General features: G+C 32.7%; 10 protein-coding genes. 7 read left to right on the top strand and 3 right to left on the bottom strand.

Features of this window, described 5'->3' with window-relative positions; all coding sequences use genetic code 11:
* Window positions 1–287 precede the first annotated feature (287 nt).
* Window positions 288–1,130: a DegV family protein gene (locus JG776_RS11425; RefSeq protein WP_291967631.1), complete on the bottom strand. Its 843-nt coding sequence runs from the start codon at window positions 1,128–1,130 to the stop codon at window positions 288–290.
* Window positions 1,131–1,301: 171 nt separating this feature from the next.
* On the opposite strand from JG776_RS11425, the gene JG776_RS11420 reads away from it, so the two are divergent.
* The 4 genes from JG776_RS11420 (at window position 1,302) to JG776_RS11405 (ending at window position 5,393) form a co-directional block, all read left to right on the top strand.
* On the top strand, window positions 1,302–2,633 hold the full coding sequence (locus JG776_RS11420) for a hypothetical protein (RefSeq protein WP_291967629.1): 1,332 nt from the start codon (window positions 1,302–1,304) through the stop codon (window positions 2,631–2,633).
* A 126-nt stretch (window positions 2,634–2,759) separates the two neighbouring features.
* On the top strand, window positions 2,760–3,416 hold the full coding sequence (gene atoD / locus JG776_RS11415) for an acetate CoA-transferase subunit alpha (RefSeq protein WP_291967627.1): 657 nt from the start codon (window positions 2,760–2,762) through the stop codon (window positions 3,414–3,416).
* Window positions 3,416–4,075, top strand: a complete 660-nt coding sequence (locus JG776_RS11410) for a 3-oxoacid CoA-transferase subunit B (protein ID WP_073250265.1) — start codon at window positions 3,416–3,418, stop codon at window positions 4,073–4,075. Before atoD ends, JG776_RS11410 begins: the two co-directional genes overlap by 1 nt.
* Window positions 4,076–4,493: 418 nt before the next feature.
* Window positions 4,494–5,393 carry a DUF362 domain-containing protein gene (locus JG776_RS11405; RefSeq protein WP_291967625.1) on the top strand — a complete coding sequence of 300 codons (900 nt, stop codon included), beginning with the start codon at window positions 4,494–4,496 and terminating at the stop codon, window positions 5,391–5,393.
* A 202-nt stretch (window positions 5,394–5,595) separates the two neighbouring features.
* Here JG776_RS11405 and JG776_RS11400 read toward each other — a convergent pair whose 3' ends face one another.
* A complete protein-coding gene (locus JG776_RS11400; protein ID WP_291967623.1) occupies window positions 5,596–7,065 on the bottom strand; it encodes a nicotinate phosphoribosyltransferase in 1,470 nt (489 codons plus the stop codon).
* Window positions 7,066–7,178: 113 nt separating this feature from the next.
* On the opposite strand from JG776_RS11400, the gene JG776_RS11395 reads away from it, so the two are divergent.
* Together JG776_RS11395 and JG776_RS11390 are read left to right on the top strand one after the other, a co-directional pair.
* Window positions 7,179–8,120, top strand: coding sequence for an RsmB/NOP family class I SAM-dependent RNA methyltransferase (locus JG776_RS11395; protein WP_291967621.1), 942 nt, complete (start codon window positions 7,179–7,181; stop codon window positions 8,118–8,120).
* 13 nt (window positions 8,121–8,133) lie between these two features.
* The gene (locus JG776_RS11390) at window positions 8,134–9,207 is read left to right on the top strand and encodes a tol-pal system YbgF family protein (protein ID WP_291967619.1); all 1,074 of its coding nucleotides are present in this window, start codon (window positions 8,134–8,136) and stop codon (window positions 9,205–9,207) included.
* Window positions 9,208–9,234: 27 nt separating this feature from the next.
* On the opposite strand, the gene JG776_RS11385 is transcribed toward JG776_RS11390, so the two are convergent.
* On the bottom strand, window positions 9,235–11,208 hold the full coding sequence (locus tag JG776_RS11385) for a methyl-accepting chemotaxis protein (RefSeq protein WP_291967617.1): 1,974 nt from the start codon (window positions 11,206–11,208) through the stop codon (window positions 9,235–9,237).
* 152 nt (window positions 11,209–11,360) lie between these two features.
* Here JG776_RS11385 and JG776_RS11380 point away from each other — a divergent pair, with 152 nt between their 5' ends.
* Window positions 11,361–12,158: a hypothetical protein gene (locus JG776_RS11380; protein WP_291967615.1), complete on the top strand. Its 798-nt coding sequence runs from the start codon at window positions 11,361–11,363 to the stop codon at window positions 12,156–12,158.
* Window positions 12,159–12,358: the final 200 nt, after the last annotated feature.

Genomic DNA, 12,358 nt, shown 5'->3' with positions numbered 1-12,358 from the left:
ATATATTGATTAGCCCCATGAAGGATTTTAAGGAATCGGTTCATTTCGCAAAGCAATTCTAAGCTTTTCTTTGTTTGAAAAAGTCCTACCCTCGCGATGTCATCGTCCTGATGGCCGCTCGGCTCGGCACGTTCTGTGCCGAATTACGTACTTTTTCAAAGTCGAAAACCTAAGAATTGCTAATGCTTATGAAAGAGCCTATTGAAATCCTTTCATGGGGCTTTTTCAGATTTTAGCTAACAAACAGGTTTGTCAATAATCTGAGCTTTGAGTTATCAAGGCTTTTTTTATACCGGCATAAACACAAGTCCAATTAGTCCCGGGCCTGAGTGAACTAAAAGTGCAGGGCTTATTTGACTGATTATTATATCCTCAATATTTCCAAGGGATTTTATCTTTTCTGCATATTTTAGAGCTTCCTCTTTAACACATCCGTGTGGTATTCCAACCAAATATTTTCCATTGTTTATAACTGCCTTTAATTCATCTAACATTCTATCAAGTGCTTGATTCTTGCCGCGGGCCTTATTGAAGGTAAAATATTTACCGTTTTCATCAACAGATATAATAGGCTTTATACTTAAAAGGCTTCCTATTGCGGCTGTAACACGTCCAATTCTTCCACCTTTTTTTAGATATTCAAGGGTATCTACGATAAAATACCCCTTAACCTGTTCTCTTACTGAGTATAATTTATCTATAATTTCATTGAAGGATAGTTTTTGCTGGATCAATTTTGCAGCTTGTAGAACTATAAATCCAAGCCCTAAAGAGAGTATCTTTGAGTCAAAAACTTCAACTACCATATCCTGAATTTCGCTTGTAATCATTTTAAACATATTGTAGGTTCCACTAAGTCCGGATGATATTGTAATTATTATGCAGTGAGTATATCCTTCCTTTTTTAGGGATTCTATTTTATTTAAAACATCACTTGGTGATGGCATAGATGTTTTTGGGATTTCCACATCAAGATTTTTTGCCACTTCTTCCGGTGTGATATCTACACCGTCCTTGTATTCACGATTTGCATATATAACATTAAGAGGAATGACCTCAATGTTATTTTTAGTTATTATTTCCTTTGGTAAATCACAAGAGCTGTCTGTAATTAGAGCAATCTTTTCCATAACATACCTCCAAATTAGGTTTATGACTTTATTATATATCGTTTTTAATTTTTTAACAATTAATTTTAGTTAATTTTTGCTATAAATCAAGCCTAAATATCAGCTTTTATAGTATTATTTGCAACTATTTTGGAAATAATGTAAGTAAAAATGTTTAGGGTGGTGAAAAGAGTGACTGACAAGGAAAAATTAATTGCCTTTGAAAAATATATGAGGGATAAGGGATTAGAGGAAGAAACGATTGAATTTAATCTACTTGTGATTAAGCTTTTAATAAATAGGGTATTAGTATATTTTAATGAAACTTTAGAGACAATAGATTCCTTCACATTTGAAGAGTTTACTGATATGGTAAGTGTTATAAATAGTGAGCTTGGGGGAAGAGATGGTATACCAAGGATGCTTGATGCAATGCTGGAGCTTACAGAATTTTTAAAGATTAATAAATTCATAAAGGGTGGTAAAATTGCCCACTATAAACGTATGTTTAATAATGCTGAATATTATTTAGAGAAATATGACAGATTGATGGGTAAGAGGGATGATACAAAGGATTTTGTAAAGGAAATTACTACAAATAACTTCAGTAAGTTTGTAATAAGAAACTGTGAATACGTAAACAATTATGATTTTAAAACAATGATTTTATTGGAGAAGATATTAAATGATATACCCCTTGAGAGCTATGAAAAAAACGAAGAAACAGATATTTTTATAAAATTTTTAATTCAAAATAATTTGGTTTTTTATGATAAAAATATCATTGAGGTAACAAAGAAGGGAAGAGCTCTTTCAAGATTAGATATAGATGAGAGATACTCAGGAATTCTATACCTTATGCTCTTTAAAACAAACTGGGGGAATATAGTAGACAATTCCAATTTTGATATATTAAAAATTAGAGACATACTAATAAGTATTTTTAATAAAAATAATGAAATTAAGATAAATGTAAATGAGATGGTTAGGATAGATGAAAAAAATAGTCTAATAGAGATTGCCAGTGAAAGATTTAGACTCGCCAGCATTGAAGCAATGACAAAGGGAGGATGTATATTAGATTTATGTTTTGTTAATATGGGACTTATAGAAATTAAGGCTCATAATGGGTGTTTAATATATAAAATCACAGAGCTTGGTAAAAAGGTATTGGGTAATTTATATAAGGATATGTTATATCAAATGAAGAGTAGAATTGAATCTATAAATATTGCAATAAGGGATAAAAAATATGAAAGGGCAGAAAAGAAGATATTTGAGTTTTTAATGATTTATGGTGGAAATAATATTGTTTGGGATTATTTAGCCCAGCTTCTTATCTTCAATAAAAAATATGAAGAGGCTTATACTGTTTTAAAAAATGCCTACGAGAGTTCATCTAAAAGAGGTAATGCAGTAAAAACCGTACTTTATCATTTAGTGTTGGTTGCAAGGAAATTAAAGCTCAAGGATGAAGTGCAAATTTATGAGACAAAACTCAGTAGTTTAGATAGAGTTAAGTAGCAGGAGAAATGATTAGAAAGATAAAGAAATAAACAAAATATTATGAAAATTTAAAAATAATATAAATTGTTAAAGTTGCTATTTTTTTATATTATATAATTAGAATGGGGGTTATGGAGGTGGCGTATGAATAAGATTAAAAAAATTGATGAAGTTATGGAGCTTATTAAAGATGGTCAAACTATTATGTTTGGCGGATTTTTAGGAGTAGGAACAGCAGAGAACATTGTAGATGCAATAGTGAAAAAGGGAGTAAAGGATTTGACTATTATTTGCAACGATACTGCCTTTGTAGATAAGGGTGTTGGAAAGCTTGTTGCAAATAGACAGGTGAAAAGGGCAATAGTATCCCATATTGGAACAAATCCTGAAACGGGAAGACAGATGAACTGTGGTGAAATGGAAGTAGAGCTTGTACCACAGGGTACGTTGGTGGAAAGGATTAGAGCCTATGGTGCAGGGCTTGGTGGTGTTCTAACACCAACTGGTATTGGGACGGTAGTAGAGGAAGGAAAGATTGTGATGGAACTTGATGGTAAAAAGTATATATTAGAAAAACCCCTTAGGGCAGATATTGCAATACTAAAGGGCAGTAGGGTTGACAAAAAAGGTAACATATGGTATTCAAAGACTACAAGGAATTTCAATCCTATAATGGCTATGGCGGCTGATATAGTTATTGTTGAGGCAGAAAAGCTTGTGGAAGTTGGGGAAATAGAACCAGAAAATGTAGTAACTCCCCACATATTAGTTGACTATATTGTTGAGGGGGGAGAAAGATGATAGATAAGGAAAGAGTGAGAGAGGTTATAGCAAAGAGGGTTGCAAAGGAATTTAAGGATGGAGATGTTGTAAATTTAGGTATCGGTCTTCCAACAGAGGTTGCAAATTACATAGATAAGGATGTAGAGGTAATCCTTCAATCAGAAAATGGATTCATAGGGCTTGGGCCAGCACCAGAGGAGGGTAAAGAGGATAAGGATCTTGTAAATGCTGGGGCAAAGTTTGTGACTATAAAAGAGGGTGGTGCCTGCTTTGACAGTGCAATGTCCTTTGCTATTATTAGAGGTGGGCACGTTGATGCAACTGTACTTGGAGCACTACAGGTTGATGAAGAGGGAAACCTTGCAAACTGGATGATTCCAGGCAAGATGGTGCCTGGAATGGGTGGAGCTATGGATTTGGTTGTTGGTGCAAAAAGGGTCATTATTGCAATGGAACACACTGCAAAGGGTGCACCAAAGATTCTAAAAAAGTGTACACTACCATTAACAGCAGCTAAAGAGGTTAATCTAATAGTAACTGAGATGGGAGTTATTGAGGTTACTGAAAAGGGGCTTGTGCTAAAAGAGATTGCACCTGATACAACAGTTGAGGAGGTTCTTAGAGCTACAGAGGCAAATTTAATAATTTCTCCTGAACTTAAGGTTATGGAGGTATAATTTAATGGCAGTCATATCACTAATAACTTATTAAAGGGTGATATGATTGCTATTTTATTTTTTATAATAAAATTCAGAACGTTGACAAACTTATTTTTTAGCCAAAGTATGAAAAAGCCCCATGAAAGGATTTGAATAGGCTCTTTCATGAGCTTTAGCAATTCTTAGGTTTTCGACTTTGAAAAAGTCCGTAATTCGGCACAGGACGTGCCGAGCCGAGCGGCCATCAGGACGATGGCATCGCGAGGGTAGGACTTTTTTCAAACAAAGAAAAGCTTAGAATTGCTTAGCGAAATGAACGAATGCCTAAGAAATCCTTCATGGGGCTAATGAATACATACCTTTTTCAATAGCCTGCATTTTATTTTATATAATAAAATTGTTATATTTGGTAAAAATAAATTGGGGTGATATAAAAATGATTAGGAAAAAGAGACTTGAAAGTAATATAATTGGTATTGGAAAAAATCCTGATGAAAAGGCAGCACTAAGGGAGGCACTTGGGTATCTTCCAATTCAAAGTTTAGTAGATAATACAACAACAGTAACTATAATAGCAAACCTTGTAAATATAAACCCTCCAAATAAAGGAGTTGTTGTTGGAGGAGAAACGTTAAGAGAACTTATACGATACATTAAGTCCAAAAATCCAAAGAGGCTTGTAGTTGCAGGAGGAGCAGGAGGTGCCAATACGCTTGATGTACTAAAATCTAATGGTTATGATGTTATTTTAAATCAAGAGCAGGTGGAATTTATTGACTTGAACTTTGGAGAATATTTTGATTTAGAGCTCCAGCACAGCATAGTAAAAAGCACCAAGATTAATAAAATAATAAAGGAATCAGATGTTTTAATCTCCTTTACGCAGCTTAAGGTACATGAGGAGGCAACTATGTCTGCCTCGATAAAGAATATGGCACTATCACTTCCACCAGCTGAAATACACGGTTATCCTAAAAAATCCCTTGGAATACACGAGGATTTGCATGGATTTATATATGCAATGGCAAAGGAGATACCAATTGATTTGGCGATTGTAAGCCTAAGTCCTGCTATGATTGGTACAGGACCCTCAAAGGGTGTTGCAGTACATACTGATATGCTAATTGCTGGATTAGATGCAGTTGCTGTAGATACTATTTGTGCAAGGCTTCTTGGTTTTAGACCACAAGCAATAAACTATCTTTTTAGGCTGATTAAAGATGGAATAGGACAGGCGAATTTTGATAACATAGATATAAAGGGTGTAAAGCTCATTGATGCAGAAAAGGCCTTTTCTAAAATTGCCTATGGAAGCGAGTTTTCTGTAGATGAATAATACAAAAGTGTCACCCACGTGAAATGTGACATTTTCCATTTAGAACCATAAAAGTAATTTGCCTTTAAAGCGAATGTATGATTGTTTAATTATGGAAAAGCCCTATGGAAGGAATTTTATAAAATCCTTCCATAGGGCTAATCAATTAACATTTCTAGCTAATACATACCAAAATCCATTATGGGGTAAATTGGATTGTTTTTTATTTATAATTCTTAGTATATTCATTTAATAGTCTCTGCTTTAATCCCCAAAGCTTAGTTGAAAGGTCTACATAGTATTTGTGAGGATTTTCAAATCTTAAAATTTCCTCCCAAAGTGTGTTAAGCTCGCTTTGGGCATAGTTTCTTATTTCACTTACTGAAGGTGAAGTATATACAAGCACTCCCTTGTCGAATATTTTAGTTAAGAGTGGTCTTGCATAAAAGTTAGTTACTGTTTTTCGCTTCCAAGTAAAAATAGGGTCAAATATCTCAAGTGGTTTATCTTCATCAATTACCTCGTCGTGGAAGGTTATAAGGTCTGCTATGGCTTTGTTTGTTTCCTTATCAAATAGTCTATAAATTTGTTTAAATCCTGGGTTTGTTATTTTTTCTTCGTTTTCACTTATTTTAATCTTAGGAACTATCTTGCCATTGTCCTCTACTGCAACAAGTTTATAAACGCCTCCAAATACAGGTTCAGATTTTGCTGTAATTAATCTTTCGCCAACTCCAAATCCATCTATTTTTGCACCTTGTCTTAAAACGTCCTTTATTATATATTCATCAAGGGAATTTGAAACAATAATTTGGCAGTCTGGATATCCAGCCTCATCAAGCATTTTCCTTGCCTTTTCAGTTAAATACTTTATATCTCCACTGTCTATTCTTATACCCTTTGGTCTTATCCCGCGAGGTAGAAGCTCTTCGTTAAATACCTTTATGGCATTTGGTACACCAGATTTTAATACATTATAGGTATCAACTAACAATAGACAGTTTTCAGGATATGTTCTTGCCCAAGCTCTAAAGGCCTCAAGTTCTGAATCAAAAAGTTGAACCCAGCTGTGGGCCATTGTTCCAACTGCAGGTATGCCAAATTGTTTTTCTGCAATGGTACAGGCAGTAGCATTACATCCTCCAATATAGGCAGCACGGGCACCAAATATAGCACCATCATACCCCTGTGCTCTTCTTGAACCAAATTCTAAAACTGTTCTCCCCTCTGCAGCTCTTACAATTCTGTTAGCCTTTGTTGCGATAAGTGTTTGATGGTTTATAGTTAAAAGAACCATTGTTTCTATAAACTGAGCCTGCATAATAGGGCCTCTAACAACAAGTAGAGGTTCATTTGGAAAAACAGGAGTTCCCTCTTTTATAGCATATACGTCGCAGGTAAATTTAAAGTTTTTAAGGTAATTTATGAATTCTTCATTGAATATATTTTTACTTTTTAAGAATTCTATGTCATCATCGCTGAATTTAAGATTCTTAAGGTACTCAATTAGCTGTTGCAGACCTGCTACGATGCAGTATCCTCCGTTATCAGGAACTCTTCTAAAATACATATCAAAATATGCTATTTTTTCACCAACACCATTTTTAAAATACCCGTTTGCCATTGTTAGTTCATAAAAATCAACCAACAAAGATAGATTTCTATCTTCCTTCCAATCGAATGTTAAGGACATTTACCTTGCTCCTTTCAACAAAATGTAGTAAAATCTTTACGCTAATATAATTTTATTACTTTAAGGGGATAAGTACAAGTATAATAAATTTAATATTTAGGATGGTGATTTTATTGGCTTCAATTTCAGATGTAAAAAGAAGGCTTCCAGAGGAATTCATAGATTACATATACGAAGAGTTTTCAGTAGGAACAGCAGATAAAATGCTCTATTCTTTTATGGGTGATAGGTATACAACCCTTAGGGTTAATACTCTAAAGTATGATATAAATAGCCTAATGGAGTATTTTAAAAGAATAAATATAAAATTTGATAGAGTTCAGTGGTATAAGGATGCACTTATAATAAAAAATGCAGATGAAAAGTCACTTGAAAAGCTTGATATTTATAAGGATGGATATATATATATACAGAGCCTCCCAAGTATGATTCCTCCACTTGTATTAGAACCTCAAAGGGGCGAAAAAATATTAGATATGACTGCGGCACCAGGAAGTAAAACAACACAGATGGCTGCAATGATGAATAATGAGGGATATATTTTAGCAAATGAGCTTGATAAGATAAGATGTGAAAGGTTAAAATATAATGTAGAGCTTCAGGGGGCAAGTATAGTAGAGGTTGTAAACGGTAGGGGAGAGCAGCTTGGGGATAAGTATCCTGAGGAGTTTGACAGGGTTTTGCTTGATGCACCCTGTAGTGGAGAAGGTAGATTTAATATAAAGGATGTAAAGACATATAGATTCTGGTCACCTAGGGAGGTAAATAGGCTATCTAATCTTCAAAGGAAGCTTTTTTTTAGTGCATATAAGGCATTAAAAAAGGGTGGAATAATGGCCTATTCAACTTGTACATTAAATAGAAAAGAGAATGAAGAGGTTTTAGATTGGGCATTAAACAATCTTGACATAGAAATACTTAATATTGATCTTAAAATAAATGGTGTTGTGGAGGCATTTACTGATAGATATGATAAAAGTATAAGTAAGGCAATAAGAGTATTGCCTTCTAAAGAACTTGAGGGATTTTTTGTATGTAAAATAAAAAAGAAATAGATGGAGGAGATAAATGTTAAATAAAGTACAGGTTCTTGATGTATCAGCAAAGAGGGATGGTTTGTATAATTTTTTAAAGGATAATAACTATATTTCACATATAGTTATTGACGATTTGATTATGCTTTTAGATATTATAGATGAGATATCTAAAAACAAAAGTATAGTAAAAAATGAAAAGCTGATTATAGATTTGATAGCAAAACACTTTAAAAGAAGTTCAGCATATATAAAACTTTTAATAGATTTTTTAAAAATTCAGGGTATATTAAGTGAGGGTGAAGATTTTAATCTTACGTCAAAGGAACTTTTAATAAGAAATATAGATAGATATTATTTAACTGCGGAGATAATAAGATTTTTACTTTTGAATGTAGATTGGAATATATATCTTAAATCTAAAGATATATACTTATCTTTAGATTTAAGAATGTATATATTTGCACTGCTTTCACAGACAACAAAAAAATTAATAGAAGAAACAGATAATTTAAGGGAGAACGGTATTTATAAAATTTCCTATTTTGGTTCTATAAATAAGCTAAATTCAAGTTTAGCCTTTAAGAGGATTTCAGAAGAGGTGTTTGAAAGGTTAAACTTAGGTAGTGTTGAAAACGACAGTTTTATCCCTAATGACATTGGAAGGAAGATGTTTGAATATTTGGCAAAGGATTTGCTTGAACAATACGATAAGCTCTTAGATGAATGCTGGGATTATTACGATAAAGGAAACTTTGAACAGGCCTTTGATATTGCAAAGAGCATTATTAAAGTTTTATCCTTTGTACCAGAAGCCTATAATGTTTTAGGATGTGTATACATTAAAATGGGGGATATTGAAAGGGCCAGGGATATGTTTAATTTTGCTATAGATGTTTATGAAAAAACTTCCCTTGGAGATTTTGAGGTAGATTCCTATATATCCCTATACTATAATTTAGGATTATCCTATTATTATATGAATGAGTATTTTAGAGCTCTTAGTATTTTTAAAAGCTTAAAAAAGACAATTCCCTATGAAATTGACAATTTAGATGAATTAATTGAAGGTATAAAACATATGACAATAGTTGGGCCAATAAACTAATAGATTATTAGTTTATTGGCCCATAAATTATATTCTAAAATTATTCATTTGTTCTTTTAGTTTGTCAGCTATTTTTTCAAGTTCCTTTGCATATTCGTGTATAACATTTATAGCATCGGATTGTGATAATGTTGTTGAGGCTATCTCATCTGTCGTCTTTACTGTTTCTTCTATTGATTGGCTTATAGTATTTATAACTGCAGACATCTGTTGTGCTGATGCAGATTGTTCTTCTGCAGCAGCCGCAACTTCTTCTATATGCTTGTTTAAAGTATTTATTTGCTTTTGTATAGTTGATAGTGCAACCTTTAATTCCTCTGTTGCTCTGCTTCCTTCCTCAACAAGTTCTATTTCAGTTTTAGTTGTTGTAACGGCTGCTTCAACCTTTATTTGTATGTTTTCTATAAGTTTGCCGATATTTTTAGCTGCATTACTACTTCCTTCAGCAAGTTTTCTAACTTCATCTGCAACAACTGCAAAGCCACGTCCAGCTTCTCCAGCACGTGCAGCCTCTATTGCAGCATTTAGAGCAAGAAGATTTGTTTGTGAAGCTATATCTGTAATAGTATTTACTATTATATCTATTTGCTTTGAAGCTTCATATAGTTCAGTTACAACCTCCATGACCTCAGTTGCAGAGTGCTTAATCTTTTGCATTGCGTAAGTTGTATTTTCAACTGTTTGATAGCTGTTATTTGCTGCATTAACAGCCTCTTCGCTATTATTCTTAACCTTTGATACAGATTCTGCAACAAGTTGAGCATTTGATGCAATCTCTTCAATACCAGCATTTGCTTCCTCTATACTTGCAGCATTAGTTTGTGTTGATGATGCTATATTTTCCATAGATTTTGTTATTACATTAATTGCCTTTACGCTGCTATCTGTAGAACTATTTATGTCGCTTGAAGCACCAAGAAGTTGTGAGCTTGTTGCTACAATTTCAGTAACTATTTGTCTTTGGTTTTTAACAAGTTGAGATAGGTTATTTTGTATTATTCCTATTTCATCATCTCTATCTATTTTAATATCAACAGTTAAGTCACCATCTGAAATTGATTTTATATTTTCAACTAAAATGTTTATTGGGTTTATTATATATCTTACTATTAGTATTCCTATAACTATTGCTACAACTATGATTAAAGCTATTAAAATAAGGGTTGTTATTAATGTACTTTTATATGCTCTTGCGTATTCATCCTGTGATAGAGTTGCAACAAGAATCCATCCAGTTTTTTGAGAGTTTGCAATACCCATTATTTTATCTAACCCATTAAAGTGATATTTTATATTTCCCTTCTTTTGTTCAATTATCCTTTTACCCCAGTCATATTTTTCGGCAATGTTTAAGCCGATAATAGAGGTATCTGGGTGAACAAGTACTGAACCGTTAGGAAGGATTATTGAAGCATATCCCTTTTCTCCAACCTTTGTTTTTGATACAACCTCTGCAAGGGATGTCATATTGATGTCCTCTGCTACAACAGCAGTTTTACCATTATTTAGTTTTATAGCCTTTGCAACGGTTACAACAAGTTGTTCACTTGCCGCATCTTTATAGGGTTCTGTAACAATAATTTTGCCGAAATTTGCTTCTGCCTCTTTATACCAAGGACGAGAAGTTGGGTCATAACCTGCAGGGAATTCAACCTTTGGATAAATAAACATCTGTTTATCTTGTGTTCCCATATAAGAATAAAGGACAGTTGAGTCAGATTCCTTAGTTGATTGCAGTGTTGCATTTAGATTTTCCTCATTAATATTTAAAGTGGCGGGATTTTTAATTATAGCTTCAATCTGTTTTTCATATTTTTCTATAAATTGGTCAACATATGCGGCCTTTTCTGTTGCAATCTGTGATGTCAGTTCATTTACCTTTCCCTCAATTACACTACCAAATTTTAGTATTGTAAAGGATGAGGTTATTATTATAGGCAATATAGCCATAAGTAGAATGATTGGGATAAGTTTAAAACTTAGCTTTTTAGTCTTTTTCATATCAAACACCTCTCGACTTGTTTTTAAATTTTTCGACAGTTTATAAGAAAGCTTGAGTATTAATACAAAAATTTAATATTTATATTATTTATAGTGAAAAATATTGTGGAATTTAGTAAAATATAAATAGCAAATAATTGGGAGGGAAATTGATGCAAATTATTGAAAGAATAAATAGGTCAGATTATACAGTTAACAACAAGGCTATTGATAAAAAATCATATATGCAGCAGCTTAGCTTTAGATACTATGAAGCTTTATATAAATTATTAAAAAATAAAAGAAGTACAATATATGTTGATGAAAACGGCGAAGTTAATTTTATAATAAAGCTTAATAAAATAGTTGATATAAAGGAAATACTTTACTATAAAAAATCATTAGATGTTAAGATGGATTTAGAAGGTCCAATAATGGAACTTATAGTAGATGGGCTTGATAGTTTTGATTTTCTTTTTAGCCTAAATGACAAAATGAGTATACTGGCCCTAAAGTATTTGTTCCTTAATAAATCTGTAAATGTTCATTTTGTTGTTGAATTGGCTGGAACACTACAAAAATTTTATTCTTCGTCTATGCCTATAGCTGAAAGGGTAATAGAAAGAGTTGAGTATGTATTAAAGTGCTTAGATGATTACTCATATCCTAAAATTGAGGAGGATATAACAAATAAAGAATCTATTTTATTTGAAGTAGAAGCAGGTTTTGAACTTTTAGAGGATTTAATACGTATAGTTGATAATTTGAGAAAATGGAATAGTAAAGATAGTTTTTCTATTGTTGTAGATAGGGAGGATAATTTTAAAGTGCATTTTGTTGGTCAGCTTTTAAATAAAAACTATATAAAGGAAGAAATTAAGAAAAAATATAGTCTGCAAGAATCAAGTTCTATTTCAGAGGGAAAAGGATTCTTAAAATATGATAGAGGAATGCTCTATTTTTACAATTAGTTTTAATATGCCCCTTACTTAATATAAAGTTAATGGCTGATTGTTGATAAACCTACTTGTTATCTAAAGTATGAAAGCCCCATAAAAGGATTTTACTTGGCTCTTTCATGAGCTTTAGCAATTATTGCTTTTCGACTTTGAAAAAGTCCGTAATTCGGCACAGGACGTGCCGAGCCGAGCGGCCATCAGGACGATGGCAT

The organism is Caloramator sp. (genome assembly GCF_020054765.1).
In the GTDB taxonomy this organism is placed as follows: domain Bacteria; phylum Bacillota; class Clostridia; order Clostridiales; family Caloramatoraceae; genus Thermobrachium; species Thermobrachium proteoclasticum.
The sequence above is the reverse complement of the archived record's forward strand: the minus strand, read 5'-3'. Positions and strand labels throughout refer to the sequence as shown.